The 17,099-nt window shown below is 67.1% G+C and carries 18 protein-coding genes and 2 tRNA genes; 10 read left to right on the forward strand and 10 right to left on the reverse strand.

Translation table 11 applies throughout. The features are described 5' to 3' along the window. Window positions 1–6: 6 nt before the first annotated feature. The 3 genes from E2E30_RS02340 to E2E30_RS02350 are packed head-to-tail and all read left to right on the forward strand — an operon-like array spanning window position 7 to window position 5,503. Window positions 7–3,195, forward strand: a complete 3,189-nt coding sequence (locus E2E30_RS02340; RefSeq protein ID WP_133186883.1) for an efflux RND transporter permease subunit — start codon at window positions 7–9, stop codon at window positions 3,193–3,195. Then, window positions 3,192–4,688, forward strand: coding sequence for an efflux transporter outer membrane subunit (locus tag E2E30_RS02345; protein ID WP_133186885.1), 1,497 nt, complete (start codon window positions 3,192–3,194; stop codon window positions 4,686–4,688). The genes E2E30_RS02340 and E2E30_RS02345 overlap by 4 nt, the downstream gene beginning before the upstream one ends. Continuing rightward, the gene (locus tag E2E30_RS02350; protein ID WP_206365627.1) at window positions 4,685–5,503 is read left to right on the forward strand and encodes an HpcH/HpaI aldolase/citrate lyase family protein; all 819 of its coding nucleotides are present in this window, start codon (window positions 4,685–4,687) and stop codon (window positions 5,501–5,503) included. Before E2E30_RS02345 ends, E2E30_RS02350 begins: the two co-directional genes overlap by 4 nt. 132 nt (window positions 5,504–5,635) lie before the next feature. Here E2E30_RS02350 and E2E30_RS02355 read toward each other — a convergent pair whose 3' ends face one another. From E2E30_RS02355 to E2E30_RS02365, 3 genes are read right to left on the reverse strand one after another with little or no spacing between them, the layout of a single operon-like run. Further along, window positions 5,636–6,505 carry an S-methyl-5'-thioadenosine phosphorylase gene (locus tag E2E30_RS02355; RefSeq protein WP_133186887.1) on the reverse strand — a complete coding sequence of 290 codons (870 nt, stop codon included), beginning with the start codon at window positions 6,503–6,505 and terminating at the stop codon, window positions 5,636–5,638. Next, a complete protein-coding gene (locus E2E30_RS02360; RefSeq protein WP_133186889.1) occupies window positions 6,502–6,846 on the reverse strand; it encodes a hypothetical protein in 345 nt (114 codons plus the stop codon). Before E2E30_RS02360 ends, E2E30_RS02355 begins: the two co-directional genes overlap by 4 nt. Then, window positions 6,846–7,469, reverse strand: a complete 624-nt coding sequence (locus E2E30_RS02365) for a DNA-3-methyladenine glycosylase family protein (protein WP_133186891.1) — start codon at window positions 7,467–7,469, stop codon at window positions 6,846–6,848. Before E2E30_RS02365 ends, E2E30_RS02360 begins: the two co-directional genes overlap by 1 nt. Window positions 7,470–7,541: 72 nt before the next feature. Between E2E30_RS02365 and E2E30_RS02370 the strand changes: the two genes are divergently transcribed. Beyond that, window positions 7,542–7,859: a 2Fe-2S iron-sulfur cluster-binding protein gene (locus E2E30_RS02370; protein WP_133186893.1), complete on the forward strand. Its 318-nt coding sequence runs from the start codon at window positions 7,542–7,544 to the stop codon at window positions 7,857–7,859. Between the two features lie 134 nt (window positions 7,860–7,993). Here E2E30_RS02370 and rlmB read toward each other — a convergent pair whose 3' ends face one another. Continuing rightward, the gene (gene rlmB, locus E2E30_RS02375; protein ID WP_133186895.1) at window positions 7,994–8,740 is read right to left on the reverse strand and encodes a 23S rRNA (guanosine(2251)-2'-O)-methyltransferase RlmB; all 747 of its coding nucleotides are present in this window, start codon (window positions 8,738–8,740) and stop codon (window positions 7,994–7,996) included. 230 nt (window positions 8,741–8,970) lie between these two features. On the opposite strand from rlmB, the gene E2E30_RS02380 reads away from it, so the two are divergent. Continuing rightward, window positions 8,971–9,057, forward strand: a tRNA-Tyr gene (locus E2E30_RS02380). A 77-nt stretch (window positions 9,058–9,134) separates the two neighbouring features. Here E2E30_RS02380 and E2E30_RS02385 read toward each other — a convergent pair. Further along, window positions 9,135–9,536 (reverse strand): hypothetical protein, encoded by a 402-nt coding sequence (locus E2E30_RS02385; protein WP_133186897.1) that lies wholly within the window; start codon window positions 9,534–9,536, stop codon window positions 9,135–9,137. A gap of 210 nt (window positions 9,537–9,746) precedes the next feature. On the opposite strand from E2E30_RS02385, the gene E2E30_RS02390 reads away from it, so the two are divergent. Further along, window positions 9,747–10,889, forward strand: a complete 1,143-nt coding sequence (locus E2E30_RS02390) for an aminotransferase (protein ID WP_133186899.1) — start codon at window positions 9,747–9,749, stop codon at window positions 10,887–10,889. Between the two features lie 44 nt (window positions 10,890–10,933). On the opposite strand, the gene mtnA is transcribed toward E2E30_RS02390, so the two are convergent. The 5 genes from mtnA to E2E30_RS02415 form a co-directional block, all read right to left on the reverse strand. After that, on the reverse strand, window positions 10,934–11,965 hold the full coding sequence (gene mtnA, locus E2E30_RS02395; RefSeq protein WP_133186901.1) for an S-methyl-5-thioribose-1-phosphate isomerase: 1,032 nt from the start codon (window positions 11,963–11,965) through the stop codon (window positions 10,934–10,936). Window positions 11,966–12,064: 99 nt separating this feature from the next. Beyond that, window positions 12,065–12,739, reverse strand: coding sequence for an acireductone synthase (mtnC, locus tag E2E30_RS02400; RefSeq protein ID WP_133186903.1), 675 nt, complete (start codon window positions 12,737–12,739; stop codon window positions 12,065–12,067). After that, entirely contained in the window at window positions 12,736–13,278 is a 543-nt protein-coding gene (locus E2E30_RS02405) for a 1,2-dihydroxy-3-keto-5-methylthiopentene dioxygenase (RefSeq protein WP_133186905.1), read from the reverse strand. The genes mtnC and E2E30_RS02405 overlap by 4 nt, the downstream gene beginning before the upstream one ends. Then, a complete protein-coding gene (locus tag E2E30_RS02410; protein WP_133186907.1) occupies window positions 13,275–13,889 on the reverse strand; it encodes a methylthioribulose 1-phosphate dehydratase in 615 nt (204 codons plus the stop codon). The genes E2E30_RS02405 and E2E30_RS02410 overlap by 4 nt, the downstream gene beginning before the upstream one ends. A gap of 11 nt (window positions 13,890–13,900) precedes the next feature. Further along, window positions 13,901–13,974, reverse strand: a tRNA-Gly gene (locus tag E2E30_RS02415). 132 nt (window positions 13,975–14,106) lie between these two features. On the opposite strand from E2E30_RS02415, the gene rutB reads away from it, so the two are divergent. From rutB to rutA, 4 genes are read left to right on the forward strand one after another with little or no spacing between them, the layout of a single operon-like run. After that, on the forward strand, window positions 14,107–14,838 hold the full coding sequence (rutB, locus tag E2E30_RS02420; RefSeq protein ID WP_133186909.1) for a pyrimidine utilization protein B: 732 nt from the start codon (window positions 14,107–14,109) through the stop codon (window positions 14,836–14,838). Between the two features lie 2 nt (window positions 14,839–14,840). After that, window positions 14,841–15,224 (forward strand): Rid family hydrolase, encoded by a 384-nt coding sequence (locus E2E30_RS02425; protein ID WP_133186911.1) that lies wholly within the window; start codon window positions 14,841–14,843, stop codon window positions 15,222–15,224. Next, window positions 15,217–16,017, forward strand: a complete 801-nt coding sequence (rutD, locus tag E2E30_RS02430) for a pyrimidine utilization protein D (RefSeq protein WP_133186913.1) — start codon at window positions 15,217–15,219, stop codon at window positions 16,015–16,017. Before E2E30_RS02425 ends, rutD begins: the two co-directional genes overlap by 8 nt. 5 nt (window positions 16,018–16,022) lie before the next feature. Continuing rightward, on the forward strand, window positions 16,023–17,093 hold the full coding sequence (gene rutA, locus E2E30_RS02435) for a pyrimidine utilization protein A (protein ID WP_133186915.1): 1,071 nt from the start codon (window positions 16,023–16,025) through the stop codon (window positions 17,091–17,093). Window positions 17,094–17,099: the final 6 nt, after the last annotated feature.

Here is a 17,099-nt window from a genome sequence, read left to right on the forward strand (position 1 = left end):
GCGCCCGTGAAATTCCCCCATTTCTTCATCGAGCGCCCGATCTTTGCGGCGGTGCTGTCGATCCTGATCGTCGTGTTCGGCGTGGTCGCCTATCCCGGCTTGCCCGTCGCGCAATATCCCGAGATCGCGCCGCCGACCGTCGTCGTGACCGCCAATTATCCCGGCGCGAACGCCGAAACGCTCGCTGAAACCGTCGCCGCGCCGCTCGAGGAATCGATCAACGGCGTCGAGAACATGATCTACATGTCGTCCTCGTCGACCGGCGATGGCGCCTTGTCGATCACCGTGACCTTCAAGCAGGGCGTCAACGTCGATCAGGCGCAGGTGCTCATCCAGAACCGCGTCTCGACTGCCGAGCCGCGTCTGCCCGACGACGTCCGCCGCGTCGGCGTCACCGTCGCGAAGAATTCGCCCGACATCCTGATGGTGATCGCGCTGACCTCGCCCGACGGCTCGCTGTCGCAGCAATATGTCTCCAACTATGCGACGACGCAGCTGATCGACCGCATGGCGCGTATTCCCGGCGTCGGTGGCGTGCGCGCCTTCGGTGGCCGCGACTACAACATGCGCGTGTGGATCAATCCCGATCTCGCCGCCTCGCGCAACCTGACCACCGACGAGATCGTCGCGGCGATCCGCGCGCAGAACGCCCAGGTCGCGGTCGGCTCGGTCGGGCAGCCGCCGTTCAACCAGGGCGGTACTGCCTTCCAGCTCGGTATCCAGACCAAGGGGCGCCTGACCACGCCTGAGGAGTTCGGCCAGATCATCGTCAAGCGCGACGATCAGGGCCGGCTGACGCGGCTGCGCGATGTCGCGCGGGTCGAACTCGGCGCGCAGGATTACGGCATCAACGCCGTGCTCAGCGGCAAGCCGATGATCGGCATCGCGATCACCCAGCTTCCCGGATCGAATGCGCTGACCACCGCCGACGCGGTCAAGGCGTCGATCGCCGAGGCGTCGAAGAGCTTCCCGCCAGGGATGCAGTATCAGATCCCGTATAACCCGACCGAATACATCCAGGCGTCGATCGAAGCGGTGTATCACACGCTCGTCGAGGCGATCGTGCTCGTCGCGCTCGTCGTGCTGCTCTTCCTGCAGAGCTGGCGCGCGACGATCGTCCCGCTGATCGCGGTGCCGGTGTCGCTCGTCGGGTCGCTCGCGATGCTCGCGGCGTTCGGCTTCAGCCTCAACAATCTGTCGCTGTTCGGCTTGATCCTCGCGGTCGGTATCGTCGTCGACGATGCGATCGTCGTGGTCGAGAATATCGAGCGGTTGATGGAGGAAAAGGGCCTCAGTCCGCGCGAAGCGGCGCACGAGACGATGGACGAAGTGTCGGGCGCGCTGATCGCGATCTCGCTGGTGCTGTGCGGGGTGTTCATCCCGACCAGCTTCATCCCGGGTATCTCGGGGCAGTTCTACCAGCAGTTCGCGCTGACGATCGTGTCGGCGGCGGTGATCTCGGCGTTCGTGTCGCTGACGCTGTCGCCTGCGCTCGCGGCGTTGTTGCTCAAGCCCAAGCACGACGCCGAGCCACGCGCCGGCGTGCTCGGCTGGCCGACGCGCTTCGCGCGCGGTTTCAACCGCGGGTTCGACAAGATCAGCAGCCGCTTCGGCAAGTTCACCGCACGTGCGGTACGCGCGCTGGCGCTGGTCGGGATCGTCTATGCGTGCTTGATCGGGCTTGCCGGCTGGCGGCTCTATGCGACGCCGTCGGGCTTCATCCCGGCGCAGGATCAGGGCTATCTGATCGCGGTCATTCAGTTGCCGCCGGGCTCGTCGTTGCAGCGCACCTCCGAAGTGATGGAGCAAGCCACCAAGATCGCGCTCAAGAACCCGTCGACGCTCGCGACGGTCGCGTTCGCCGGCCTCGACGGCGCGACCTTCTCGACTGCACCGAACGCAGGCGCGATGTTCATCACGCTCAAGCCGTTCGGCGATCGCAAGACCGCCGACGAGATCGCCAACCAGATGCGCGGTGCGCTGGGGGCGATCCACGGCGGCAATCTGCTGATCGTGCCGCCGCCACCCGTCCGCGGGATCGGCACCGGCGGCGGGTTCAAGATGCTGATCGAGGATCGTTCGAACCTTGGCTACAAGGCGCTCGAAGGCGCGGCCTTCGCGATGATGATGAAGGCCAACCAGACGCCAGGCCTGGTCAGCACCTTCACCACCTTCAACACGCGCACCCCGCGTCTGTCGGCCGATATCGACCGCGAACGCGCCGAACAGCTCGGCGTGCCGGTGGCGAACGTCTTCTCGACGCTCGGCACCTATCTCGGCGGGACGTATGTCAACGACTTCAACTATCTCGGGCGGACCTACCGCGTGACGGCGCAGGCCGATGCGCCGTATCGCGACCAGACGTCCGACGTCGGGCATCTCAAGACGCGCTCGGCGGCTGGCAACATGGTGCCGCTCGATTCGGTGATGACGCTCAAGAACGACAGCGGGCCGTATCGCGTCGTGCGCTACAACCTCTATCCGTCAGCCGAGCTGCAGGGCGATACCGCGATCGGCTATTCGTCGGGCCAGTCGCTCCAGACGATGGCCAAGCTGGCGAGCGAGACCTTGCCCAAGGGCATGGCGTTCGAATGGACCGAGCTTGCCTTCCAGCAGCAGCAAGCGGGCAACACCGCGACGCTCGTGTTCGGGCTCGCCGTGCTGTTCGTGTTCCTGCTGCTCGCGGCGAATTACGAAAGCCTGGTGCTGCCGCTCGCGGTCATCCTCATCGTACCGATGTGTCTGCTCGCCGCGATCGTCGGGGTGAACCTGTTCGGTGGGGACAACAACATCCTCACGCAGATCGGCCTCGTCGTGCTGATCGGCCTTGCTGCCAAGAACGCGATTCTGATCGTCGAGTTCGCGCGGCAGAACGAGGATGCCGGGATGGAGATGCACGAGGCTGCAATCCACGCCGCCGAACAGCGTCTGCGCCCGATCGTGATGACCTCGATCGCGTTCATCCTCGGCGTGCTGCCGCTGGTGATCGGGACCGGGCCGGGCGCCGAGATGCGCCGCGCGCTCGGCGTCGCGGTGTTCTTCGGGATGATCGGCGTGACGACCTTCGGCTTGCTGTTCACGCCGAGCTTCTATGTCATCAGCCGGACCTTCGGCGATTGGGTGTCGTCCAAGATGCCGCGCCGGAAGGCCAAGCCGCCAAAGCATCTCCCCGCGGCCGAGGAGACGCCGGCATGAAGCGTATCGTAGCCGTCCTTCCCGCGCTCGCTTTGTCGGCGTGCGTCGTTGGACCCAATTACACCAAGCCGACGATGCCCGTCGCGGCGACTGGCGGCAGCTTTGCCGAAGCCGGCAAGACTGCGGCGATCACGCCGACCCCGCTGCCCGATCATTGGTGGCGGCTGTATAACGACCCGGTCGTCGACCGGCTCGTGACCGATGCGCTGGCGCACAATACCGATGTGCGCATCGCTGCGGGCAATCTCGAGCGTGCCCGCGCCGTGCTCGACGAGCAACGCGGAGCGCGGCTGCCGACGACCAGCCCGAGCGCGCAATATACGCGAGGGCAGGCCAACCTCGCCAGTGTCGGCGCGGGCGCGCTGGGGACGGGTGGCACCACGGGCGGCACCGCCGGCGCGGCGACGCAGCAGACCTTCCGATACAACAGCTTTAAGCTCGGCTTCGATGCGTCGTACGAGGTTGATCTGTTCGGCGGGATCACGCGCGCGATCGAAGCCGCACGTGGCGATGTCCAGGCGGCGCAGGCGCAGCTCGATGCCGCGCGCGTCTCGGTCGCGGCGGAAACCGCGCGGGCCTATGCGACGGCCTGCAGCAATGCCGCGCAGCGTTCGGTCGCGCTCGATACGGTGCAGTTGCAGCAGCGGACCTTTGCACTGACCAACACGCTGTTCGACGCAGGGCGGGGGACGCGGCGCGACGTCGATCGCGCCGACGTGCTACTTGCGCAGACGCAGGCGACGATCCCGGGCTTCGAGGCCGAGCGGCGTGCGTCGCTCTATGCGCTGGCGGTGCTGACCGGCTTAGCCCCCGAACAGGTCGATGCCGCGGCAGACGCCTGCAAGGTACCACCGCGGATCGCGTCGGTGCTGCCCGTCGGCGACGGCGCCGCGCTCATTTCGCGGCGCCCCGATGTTCGCGCGGCCGAGCGGACGCTCGCCGCCGATACCGCGCGGATCGGTATCGCGGTCGCCGATCTCTATCCCAAGATCCAGTTGCTCGGATCGATCGGCCTCAATTCCCAGCGCGGCAGCCAGTTGTTCAAGGGCAGCGCGGTCACCTATTCGGCCGGACCGCTCATCTCGTGGAGCTTCCCCAACCAGACCGTTGCGCGCGCGCGGATCCGTCAGGCGCGCGCCGGCGCTGATGCGAGCCTTGCGACCTTCGACGGCCGCGTGCTGACGGCGTTGCAGGAAGTCGAGCAGGCGCTCGCGCGTTATGCCGGCGCGCTCGATCGCAACGCCGCATTGCGCCGCGCCGAGGCGTCGAGCAGCGCTGCGGCCAAGCTCTCGCAATTGCGCTTCGATTACGGGGCCGACAGCTTCCTGCTGCTGATCGAGGCCGAGCGCGACCGGGCGAGCGCCCGCGCGGCGCTGGCGCAGTCCGATGCGGCGGTGAGCGACGCGCAGATCAGCCTGTTCAAGGCGCTCGGCGGCGGTTGGGAAGACGCGCCTGCGCCGGTTCGGCGTGAGCCGGTAACGCCGACCCCGTGAGGCGCGTCCGCAGCGCCTTGTTCATGCCCGCGTCGAATGCGCGGGCGATTGCCAAGGCGCGCGGGCTCGACTGCGACGCGGTGATCCTCGACCTCGAGGATGCCGTCGCACCCGAGCAGAAGGCGGCGGCGCGCGCGCAGGCGATCGTGGCAGCAGCGGAGGGTGGGTTTGGCACGCGCTTGCTGGTGCTGCGTGTCAACGGGCTCGATACCGCATGGGGCGAGGCCGATCTGGCTGCCGCCGCCGACGCTGGCGTCGATGCGGTGTTGCTGCCCAAGGTTTCGGCGCCGGGCGATCTGGCGCTCGCGCGCGCGCAGCTTGGCGCGGTGCCGCTTTGGGCGATGATCGAGACGTGCGCGGCAATGCTCGCGCTGCCGCCGATTGCGGCCGCGCCGGGGCTCGCATGTCTGGTCGCGGGGACGAATGACCTGGCCAAGGACATGCGCTGCACGCCGGGGGCCGACCGCCTGCCGCTGCTGCCGCATTTGACCGCGATCGTCACCGCGGCGCGGGCGCATGGCCTCACCGCGCTCGACGGGGTATCGAACGTCCTCGCCGATACGCCCGAACTCACGGCGGAATGCGGGCAGGGGGCGGCGTTCGGCTTCGACGGCAAGACGCTGATCCACCCCGCGCAGATCGCGCCCGCCAACCGCGCCTTTGCGCCGTCGGCCGATCGCGTGGCGTGGGCGCAGGCGGTGATCGCGGCGTTCGCGCTGCCCGAGAATGCCGACAAGGGCGCGATCCGCGTGGCGGGCGAGATGGTCGAACGGCTGCATCTTGAAGAGGCGGAGCGAGTCGTCGCCTTAGTGTAGGATGGCGCTCACCTGCCTCCCACCGTCACCCCGGGGCCCACCGTGCCGCACAGGCGGCAGGCGAACTGCGCGTATCACGGTGGACCCCGGGACAAGCCCGGGGTGACGGGTGGTGTGGTTGACCTTGCGGCGCTACCCCAGCACGCGCCCAGCCACCGCATCGAGCTTCGCCAGCATCGCCGGATCGCGGGCCTCGGGCGCGGTGATCAGCGCATAATCGAGCACCGTGTCGAGCGGCGAGGGCGTACGCTCGGCGGGCAGTGCCGCGACCAATGTCTCGACCGCGCGCCGCGCGATAACGCCGTTCGCGCCCATTTGCTTGATCACTTCGTGCACCTCGACGAACGCGGCTTCCTCGCGCCAGCAATCGTAATCGGTCACCATGCCGATCAGCGCGTAGGGCAGCTCGGCCTCACGCGCAAGCTTGGCTTCGGGCATCGCGGTCATGCCGATCACGTCGGCGCCCCATTGGCGGTACATCACGCTCTCGGCGCGGCTCGAGAATTGCGGGCCCTCCATCGCGAGATAGGTCGCGCCCTTGGCGACGCTCCCGCCAGCGGCATGAACTGCCTCGGCCGCGAAGGCCGAGAGGCGCGGGCAGACCGGCTCGGCCATCGAGACGTGCGCGACCATGCCGGTGCCGAAGAAGCTCGAGGCGCGCGCGACCGTCCGGTCGATGAACTGGTCGACGATGGCGAAATGCCCCGGCGGCAATTCCTCGCGCAGCGACCCGATCGACGAGATTGCCACCAGATCGGTGCAGCCGCTGCGCTTCAGCGCGTCGATATTGGCGCGAAAGTTGAGCTCGGACGGGCTGATCCGGTGCCCGCGGCCGTGGCGCGGCAGGAAGACGAGGTCCACATCGCCGATCGACCCGAACAGCAATTCGTCAGACGGCGCGCCCCACGGCGTGTCGACGCGGCGCCATTCGGGGTGCTCCAGCGCATCGATCGCGTAGAGGCCCGATCCGCCGATGATGCCCAATTTCCATTTGCCGCTCATGCGGGAGTCTCCGTCCACTGATCGAGCCAGGCCTGCGCTTGCTTCGCCTCGCCGACGGCATGTGCGCTGACCGCGCCGCGCGAGGCAAGGAAGCGCGCGTGGAGCGCGAACGGCTCGATCGACAATTGATCGCGCAAAGCGTCGATCGTCTCGCCGAGTTCGGTCAGCTCGGCGACGACGGGCGCTGCCTTGGCGATCTGCGCCTTGTCCTTGGTGTGCCCGAACAGCCGGATCTGCCCCGCGGCCGTCCGCTCCAAGGCGCCGCGGAGCAGCGCATGATATTCGGTTTCGCTCTCGATGCGACGGTCATCGAGCCGGGCGAGGCGGTCGGCTTTGGCCATCAGATTACCTTCATGTCGCTTTGATAGTGATACCAGGCGAAAACGGCTGCAGCGCCACGGTGCGGCCGCCACGCTTCGGCCAGCTCGCGCACCAGTTTCTCGCTCGGGCGCGCCTCATGGCCGAGGATCCGGCCGACTTCGATTTGAATCGCGAGGTCGCCTGCGGGCCAGATGTCGAGCCGACCCTCGGCGAACAGGAGATAGATCTCCGCCGACCAGCGCCCGATGCCCTTGACCGCGACGAGCTTGGCGATCGCTTCGTCATCGTCGGCGGGCAAGTTCGCCAGATCGAGTTCGCCGCTTGCGACCAGCGCCGCCAGGCTGCGCGCATAGCCCGCTTTCTGGCGCGACAGGCCGGCCTCGCGCAACTGCTCGTCGCTCGCGCTGGTGACGTTGGCGGGATCGTCGAGGTCGCCGATGATCGTCTCGAGCTTGCGCCACACCGACTCCGCCGCCTTGGTGCTGACTTGCTGACCGATGATCGTGCGCAGCAGCGTGGCATAGCCGCGTGGCGAAATGCGCGGTTCGGGATAGCCGACGCGCGCGAGCGCCGCTGCGATGGCGGGTTCGCGCGTCGCGAGTTCGTCGAGGGCGGTCTTCAGCTGGTCGGCGCTCAGGCCCATGCGGTGATCCCTTGATCGGCGCCGCGTCTGGCGGCATGGCGGTGGAGAATTCGCTATCGCAAAGGACCGTCAATGCCCAAGCTTATCGTTGTGACTCGTGAGGGTGAAGAGCGCGAAATCGAGGGCGAGGCAGGCCTGTCGGTGATGGAAGTGATCCGCGACGCAGGGATCGACGAGATTCTCGCGCTGTGCGGCGGCTGCTGCTCGTGCGCGACGTGCCATGTCCATGTCGACCCGGAGTTTGCGGACAAACTTCCGAAGATGAGCGAAGACGAGAACGACCTGCTCGATTCGTCGGCCGATCGCACCGCGACTTCGCGGCTGTCGTGCCAGCTGCCGATGACCGACGCGCTTGATGGGCTGAAGGTCACGATCGCCGCGGAAGACTGACGGGCGCAGGCACGTCGGCGCAGCGACGGCGCCGGTGCGGCCGCGCCGCAGCGCCCGGCACGGCCGGGTCGCTTACGCGATCCCGTCCGACGACGGCTTTGCCGGCGTCCTGGCGCGCGCCGTGCTATGAGCGCTTAACGCGTCGCCACCGCGTACAGCGCGATCGCCGCCGCATTCGACACGTTGAGGCTCTCGATCTTGTCCGAGATCGGCAGCTTGGCGAGCTCGTCGCAATGCGCTGCGGTGTTCTGGCGCATGCCTTCGCCCTCGGCACCGAGCACGAGCGCGACGCGCTGGGTCCCCATCGCCGTGGCGAGCGTCTGGTTCGAATCGCCCGTCAGGCCGATTCGCCAGAAGCCTGCCGCGGCAATCTCCTCGAGCGCGCGCGCCAGGTTGGTGACACGCACCCACGGCACCACTTCGAGCGCGCCCGAGGCCGAGCGGGCGATCGTGCCCGATTCTGGCGGGGCGTTGCGATCGGGCGTGACGATACCGAGCGCGTCGAACGCCGCCGCCGAGCGCAGGATCGCGCCGACATTGTGCGGATCGGTCACGCCGTCGAGGATCAGCAACGGACGCTGATCGCCTTCGCCTTGCTCGAGCAGATCGGCGAGCCACATATCCTCGAGCGGATCGACCTCGATCACCAGCCCCTGATGCGGCGCGTCGCCCGGTACGAGCCGCGCGAGATCGGTCACCTGGGCATAGACGATCGGGATCGCCGGATCGAAATCGATATTGGCGATCGCTTCACGCGTCGCCCAGATCTTGCGCACGACGCGCTCGGGATTTTCGAGTGCGGCGGTGACGGCGTGGCGCCCCCAGAAGCGCGGGCGCCCGGCAGGGGCTTGTGACGGGCGATGTCCGCGACGGCCGGCCATCAGGCGATCCCGCCGAAGCTGCGAGCGGAGAGGGGGAAACGAACCATTGCGAAAACCTTCGATCGACCAAGCAGATTGTGGCGCCACGGGTATGCGCCGGACGCCGCGCGTGCAAGCCTTGCGCGTTTTTGATGGCGAAAGCGTCGCTATAGCCGTTGACACGCGCCGATGCGGTCGGCATTGGCACGCCTCGCTTTTCGGAGCGACCGCCCGCAAGGGCGAGCACCTGGGGACAGGTGGCCGAGTGGTTAAAGGCAGCAGACTGTAAATCTGCCGGAGTTTCTCCTACGTAGGTTCGAACCCTACCCTGTCCACCATGTGTTCTCCCGGATCCGTCCGGCACCATGGAACATCGCAAACGACGTCCCGCCAGGCCGGTCGGCCGAGTTGCGCGCTAGGCGGTTTGCGTAGGGGCTCCGAGCGCCGACGCATCGACGCGCTGGAGCAGCGGTTCGGCGGCAGCCGTGGACCGAGCCTGCCGGACCAACGACCGCAGAACCTGCCCCGTCGTTCGATTCTGCCGCGGGCGCATTTCGTTCACGACCGAAAATGTCGCGGCGAAAATCGCCGATTCCGCCGATCTGCATCCGTCGGACCAGGCGGCGTCGCGGTGCTGGTTGCGGAGCAGAACGTCGCGCACCGCCTGCGAGATCACCGACTGGATGCGCGTGACGCCCAGATCGAGCGTGTCGACGCGATGCTCGGCCAGAAGCGCTGCGAGCCGTTCGGTTTGTTCTGCGGTGATGCCGAGATCGAGTTCGCGGACGACTTTTGCGGCGGCCAGTTGATCGACCATCCAAACGCTTTTTTCTGTCATTTTTCACTCTCCGGCTGAAAGCTATGCCAAGCGTGGCGGCGCGTCGAGCCCTTCGGATCGGCGCGCGTCGGCGGCGATCGCCGGTCGGGCGTCGGTTGAGGCCCGCGCCGCGTATAGCGCTTGCGGCTGCCGGACTTGCGGTCCATCTCCCGCGCGACCTGTCCTCCCTTGTCTTGGGCGTCTCTCGCGATGAATCCGCTATTTGCCGGGCTTGGCACAACGATCTTCGAAACGATGTCGGCACGCGCGCGGGCGAGCGGCGCGATCAACCTTGGCCAGGGCTTTCCGGACGGTCGCGGGCCAGAGGATGTGCTCGCCGAAGCGGCGCGCGCGCTGCTCGAGGATTCGAATCAATATCCGCCGATGGCGGGGACGCCGGCATTGCGAGCGGCGGTCGCCGCGCATTACCGCGTCCATCAGGGGCTCGACCTCGATGCGCGCGAGGTGATCGTAACTTCGGGCGCGACCGAGGCGCTCGCCGCGGCGATCTTCGCGCTGGTCACGCCGGGCGACGAAGTGGTTATGTTCCAGCCGCTCTACGACGCCTATCTGCCGCTCGTACAGCGGGCAGGGGGCGTCGCACGGCTCGTGCGGCTCGAACCGCCCGAGTGGCGCGTCACCGCCCAAGCGCTCGCGGCTGTGGCGAGCGCGCGGACGCGGCTGGTAATCCTCAATTCGCCGCTCAACCCGACCGGCACGATGATCGGCACCGACGAGCTCGCGCTGATTGCCGATTTCTGCACGAGCCACGACGCGATCGCGGTTTGCGACGAAGTGTGGGAGCACGTCGTATTCGACGGCGCGCGGCACCAATCGCTGATGGCGCTGCCGGGGATGCGGGAGCGCAGCGTCAAGATCGGCTCGGCGGGCAAGATCTTCTCGCTGACCGGATGGAAGGTCGGCTGGATGTGCGCTGCGCCCGCGATATCCTCGGTGCTGGCCAAGGCGCACCAGTTCCTGACCTTCACGACGCCGCCCAATCTGCAGGCGGCGGCGGCCTATGGGCTGGGCAAGGATGTGGCCTATTTCGAGGGGATGCGTGCAGGCTACCAGCGCTCGCGCGATCGCCTGGCGGCAGGGCTGAGCGGGCTTGGGTATAGCGTGCTGCCGAGTGCGGCGACCTACTTCCTCAATATTGATCTCGCCGCCTCGGGGATCGCGATGGACGACGTCGCCTTTGCGCAGTGGCTGCTCGACGAAGCGGGCGTCGCGACGATCCCGGTTTCAGCTTTCTATGCGCAGGATGCGGTCACGAGCGTCGTGCGGCTGTGCTTTGCCAAGCAGGATGCGACGCTCGACGCGGCGTTGGAGCGGATGGCGAAGCGGCCGTAGCGCTCGGCACGGACAAGGCAGGGCGCTTTACCCTCGCCGGCGCATCAGACCGACGTCAGCAATCCCCGTTCGGTCAAATACCCCGTCACCAGCCGCGCCGGCGTTACGTCGAACGCCGGGTTCGCCGCACCCGATGCGGTAACGCGGATGCGACCGCCTTCGCCTGCTACATGCGTCACTTCCTCCCCCGAACGCTCCTCGATCGGCACGTCCGCGCCCGTCGCGGTGCTGGCGTCGAAGGTGGTGTAGGGCAAAGCGACGTAGAACGGCACGCCGTTGTCCTTGGCGGCAAGCGCCTTCAGATAGGTGCCGATCTTGTTGCAGACGTCGCCATTGGCGGTGACGCGGTCGGTGCCGACGATCACCGCGTCGACTTGGCCGGTCATCATCAGATGCCCGCCCGCATTGTCGGCGATCACGGTGTGCGGCACGCCATGCCCGGCCAACTCGAACGCGGTGAGCAAAGCGCCCTGGTTGCGCGGGCGCGTCTCGTCGACCCAGACGTGGACCGGGATGCCGGCGTCGTGCGCGAGATAAATCGGCGCGGTCGCGGTGCCGTAATCGACCGTCGCCAGCCAACCGGCGTTGCAATGCGTCAGGATGTTGAGCGGGCGATCGGGGTTCTCCGCGTGCAGATCGCGGAACAACGCGAGGCCATGCGCGCCGATCGCCTGGTTGAGCGCGACGTCCTCGTCGCAGATTGCGTCCGCACGCGCGAAGGCGGCGGCGGCGCGGTCGGCGGTGGGGAGGGGGCGGACTGCGGCGGCGACCTGGTCGAGCGCCCATTTTAGGTTGACCGCGGTCGGGCGCGATTCGAGCAATTGCGCGTAGGCGGCGTCGAGAGCGGCGTCCGATCCGTCCTCGGCAAGCGCCATGGCGAGGCCGTAGGCCGCCGTCGCGCCGATCAGCGGCGCGCCGCGCGTCCACATCTCGCGGATCGCGAGCTCGGCCTCGTACGCGCTGCGCAGCTCGACCCACTTCACCGCCCAGGGAAGCTCGCGCTGATCGAGGATGCGCGCACCCGCGCCATCGGCGGTGCGCGTGATCGAGCGTTGATGCGTGCCGTCGAGTTTCATCGCGCGTTCCTAATTCTGTTGTCCTTCCCCGGCGAAGGCCGGGGCCCAGGAGCGAAGGCCTTTGTGAGCGAAGCGCCGCGCCCGCCGTTCAGCCATCCGCTACTGGGCCCCGGCCTTCGCCGGGGAAGGGAGTGGGGAGCGCACTGCGCTCACCTCGTCGAAGCTCGCAATGTCACCGCCGTCGCTAGCGCGATCGATCAGCAGCGCGTCCATCCCCGCCGCACGCGCCGCGGCGACTTCCTCCGGCGTGTCCGACAGGAACAGTACCGCGCTTGCCTCGACGCCGATTGCAGCAGCGATTATCGCATAAGACGCCGCCTCGCGCTTCGGTCCCGTCGTCGTATCGAAATAGCCCGAGAACAGCGCTGTCAGGTCGCCCGCATCGCTGTGCCCGAAGAGCAATTTCTGCGCCGCGACCGATCCCGACGAGAAGACGTAAAGCTTCACCCCCGCCGCATGCCAGCGCCGCAACCCCGCCACCGCATCGGCATAGACATGCCCCGTGAACGCGCCCGCGGCGTAACCGTCGGCCCAGATCATCCCCTGCAGCGTCTTGAGCGGCGTTGCCTTGCGATCCTCGTCGATCCAGCGCGTGAGCGTCGCCACGGGGTCGCCCGGCTCGATAGCCACAACCTCGGCGAGGATCGGCGCAGTCTCCGCTGGATGTGCCGCGACATAGTCGGCAAGGTGCGTGCGGGCATACGGAAACAGCACTTCGGCAACGAACGCGATGCTCGACGTCGTGCCCTCGATATCGGTCAGGATCGCCTTCACGCTGCCGCCGGCTCGAGCCGGGGGAAACGCTCGGCAATGTCGCTGCCGGTAAACTGTGCGATCCAGCCGTCGGGGTTTACGAACAGCCGGATCGCGGTGAAGCGCGGCGAGGCGCCCATGTCGAACCAGTGGCGCATGCCCGCCGGCACCGAGATCAAATCGCCCGCGCTGCACAGCATGGTGAAGACGCGGGTCTCGTGGTGGAGCGTGAACAGCCCTTCGCCCTCGACGAAGAAGCGCACCTCGTCCTCGCCATGCGTATGTTCCGACAGGAATTTGCCGCGCAGGGCGGCGCGCTCGGGATGGTCGGGCGCAATCCGCGCGACGTCGATCGCGCGATAGCCGCCCTGCGCGGTCAGGCGGGCGACCTCGTCGGCATAGACCGCGAGGATGTCGCTGTCGGCATCGAGCGGCTTGAGCGGCCAGCGCTCGAACTGCACGCCGACCGCGCCGAGCGCCGCGGCGATCGCGGTGCCATCGGGTGTGTCGAGCAGCGGCGTCGTGGCGTCGGTGTCGGCAAAGACCTGCAAGCGACTCATCGAAAGCTCCTTTCGGCGCGTTCGGCGGCGATCATCCATTCGATCGCTTCGATCACCCGCTCCGCCTCGGCCATATCGCGGCCCCAGCCATAAAGACCATGGCTGCGAATGAGATAGGCGGGAATCGCACCGCTTTCCAGCAGCCGCGGGGCGATGGCAGCTTCGACGATCGCCATGTCCTGACTGTTCTCGACGATCGGCAGCGTGACCGCGGTGTCGTGTGTCGCGACGCCAGGGAGCGCCTTGAGCATCTCGTGCCCCGCCAACCGATAGCCGTCGCCCGCCACCGCGCGACTGAAGCCGACCGCGCTCGGCGAATGGCTGTGGAGCACCGCGCCGACAGCGGGAAAGGCGCGATAGAGCGCGAGGTGGAGCGCAGTCTCGGCCGAAGGTGTCTTGCCGTCGAGCGACGCGCCGCCGGCATCGACGCGCATCACGTCGTCGCGGCTGAGCCGCCCCTTGTGCCGGCCCGACACCGTGACCGCAAAGCTGCCATCGTCGAGCCGCGCCGAATAATTGCCCGAGGTCGCGGGCGCCCAGCCCTTGGCGTCGAGCCATCTTCCAACGGCGACGATCGCGTCGCGCGCGTGATCGAAGCTGGTGCTGGTCATCGCGAAGCGGCTGGAGCGGGTAACGGGAATCGAACCCGTGTATTCAGCTTGGAAGGCTGCTGTACTACCATTGTACTATACCCGCTCGCCGGCTCAGCGCACGCATGTGCGGCGATGGGCATCGGTTAGCGCGGTGCTGCGCGCGGCGCAAGATGCGGGTCTTGTACTTGTGCGTGCAACGCGACAGGATCGGGCGCTTCCCCGCAAGGAGTGCCGCGTGCCCGACGATCAGACCGTAACCTGCCCCGGCGGCGAAGGCGACACGGCGGTCACGCTCCCGGCGCGGCCCGAGGCGTTGCGGCTCGCGCCCGAACAGACCGCGGTCGTCGTGATCGACATGCAGAACGCTTATGCGAGCGAAGGCGGTTACGTCGATCTCGCCGGGTTCGACATAGCGGGTGCGGCGGGGACGATTGGCAAGATTGCCACAGTACTCGATACCGCGCGGGCCGCCGGGGTTCAGGTGATCTACCTGCAAAACGGCTGGGATCCCGACTATGTCGAGGCAGGCGGCCCGCAATCGCCCAATTTCCACAAGTCGAATGCATTGAAGACGATGCGCAAGCGGCCCGAGCTCGCGGGGCAACTGCTCGCGCGCGGCGGGTGGGATTACGCGCTGGTCGATGCGCTGAAACCGCAGCCGGGCGATATCTCGCTCCACAAGACGCGCTATTCGGCGTTCTTCAACTCGCAGCTCGACAGTGTCCTGCGCGCCCGCGGCATCCGCAACATCGTCTTCGTCGGGATCGCGACCAACGTTTGCGTCGAGAGCACGCTGCGCGACGGCTTTCATCTCGAATATTTCGGGGTGATGCTCGAGGATGCGACGCATCATCTCGGGCCTCCGGCGATGCAGGCGGCAAGCGTGTACAATATCGAGAAGTTTTTCGGCTGGGTCAGCACGACCGCGGATTTCTGCGGCAGCTTCGGCCAGTCCCCCAAGGAGTGACCATGCCTTTCGAAGCGATCAATCCCCCGCAATTCCCGACCCCGATCGCGCCCTATTCGGCCGCGGCGAAGGCGGGCAACACGATCTACGTCTCGGGCATGCTCGCGCTCGGCGAGGGCGGGGCGGTGCTGCATGTCGGCGATGCCGCCGGCCAGACGCGCCACATCCTCGACACGATCCGCACCACGCTTGCGGCGGCGGGTGCGACGCTCGAAGACGTGGCGATGAACCATATTTTCCTCAAGAGCCTTGCCGACTATGCCGGATTCAACGCGGTCTATGCCGAGTATTTTCCGGGTGCGAAGCCAGCGCGCTATTGCATCCAGGCCGAACTGGTGAAGCCCGAGTGCCTCGTCGAAATCGCATCGGTCGCGCATCTTGGCTGAGGCGGCGGGGCTCTATTACGAGACTCACGGGCGCGAAGACGCGCCTCCGCTGATCCTGTCCTCCGGGCTTGGCGGGTCGGCGCACTATTGGGCGCCCAACATCGTAGCGCTGGCCGAGCGCTATCGCGTGATCGCCTACGATCATCGTGGGACGGGCCGCAGCGACCGGGTGCTGCCCGATACGGTGAGCGTCGAGGATCTCGCCGCCGACATGCTCGCGCTGCTCGATGCGCTCGCCATTCCGCGGGCGATCGTCGTCGGGCATGCCGCCGGCGGCGTCGCGGCGTTGGCGCTGGCGCTGATGGCGCCCGACCGGGTCGACAAGCTCGTCGTGGTCAACGGCTGGGCGTCGCCTGATCCGCATTTCCTCCGGTGCTTCGCTGCAAGGCTGGCGTTGCTGCGCGGAAGTGGGCCGGAAGCGTATCTGCGGGCGCAACCGCTGTTCCTGTATCCGCCCAACTGGATCTCGGCGAACGATGCGCTGCTCGAGGCGGAGTTGCCCGAGCAGCTCGCGCATTTCCCGGGTGCATCGACTATGGAAAAACGGATTGCCGCGCTCGCCGCGTTCGACGTTTCGGAACGCCTGCGAGACATCCATCGCCCGGTGCTCGTCGTGGTGTCGGATGACGACATGCTCGTCCCGTCCAACGCCGGGGTCGCGCTTGCCAACGGCCTGCCGATCGCCGGCTTCTGCCGCGCCGAGCATGGCGGCCACGCGGTCAACGTGGTCGATCCGGATGCGTTCAACAGCTTCGTGCTTGCCTGGCTGGCGGGCGAAACCGTGCAAGGATAACGCGCATGCAGGTCGGCGTCTTCGTCCCCATCAACAACAATGGCTGGCTGATTTCGGAGACTGCGCCGCAGTACATGCCGTCGTTCGATCTCAACAAGACGATCGCGCAAAGCGCCGAGAAGCACGGGCTCGATTTCCTGCTGTCGATGATCAAGCTGCGCGGCTTCGGCGGCAAGACCGAGTTCTGGGAATACGGCCTCGAGAGCTTCACGCTGATGGCGGGCCTCGCCGCGGTCACCGAGAAGATCAAGATCTTCGCGACTTGCCCGACGCTCGTCATCCCGCCGGCCTTTGCCGCGCGGATGTGCAACACGATCGATTCGATCAGCCATGGGCGCTTCGGGCTCAACCTCATCACCGGCTGGCAGCCGCCCGAATATACGCAGATGGGGATGTGGCCGGGCGATGCGCATTTCCGCAACCGCTACAAGATGCTCGACGAATATGCCCATATCCTGCGCGAATTGTGGGCCGAGGGCGTCAGCGACTTCAAGGGCGATTACTATCAGATGGAGGACTGCCGCGTCCGGCCCAAGCCGGACGGCGAGATGAAGATCATCTGCGCGGGCTCGTCCGACGAGGGGCTCGCTTTCTCGGCGAAATGGGCGGACTATGCCTTCTGCCTCGGCAAGGGCGTCAACACGCCGACCGCGTTCGCCTCGAACAACAGCCGCCTCGCCGCCGCCACCGACAAGACCGGGCGCGACGTTTCGATCTTCGTCCTCATCATGATCATCGCCGCGGAGACCGACGAGGAGGCGATGGCGAAATGGCAATCGTACAATGCCGGGGTCGATCTCGACGCGATCGCCTGGCTCGCCGACCAAGGCGCGAAAGACACGCACAATAAGGACACCAACGTCCGCCAGCTCGCCGCGCCCGAGGGGGCGGTCAACATCAACATGGGGACGCTGGTCGGCTCGTATGAGAGCGTCGCGCGGATGCTCGACGAGATGGCCGAAGTCCCCAACACCGGCGGCGTGTTGCTGACCTTCGACGATTTCGTCGAGGGCGTCGAGGCGTTCGGAACGCGGATCCAGCCACTTATGAAGTGCCGGGCGGGGGTGGGAGCCTAACCTCGA

Source organism: Sphingomonas sp. AAP5, assembly GCF_004354345.1.
In the GTDB taxonomy this organism is placed as follows: Bacteria; Pseudomonadota; Alphaproteobacteria; order Sphingomonadales; family Sphingomonadaceae; genus Sphingomonas; species Sphingomonas glacialis.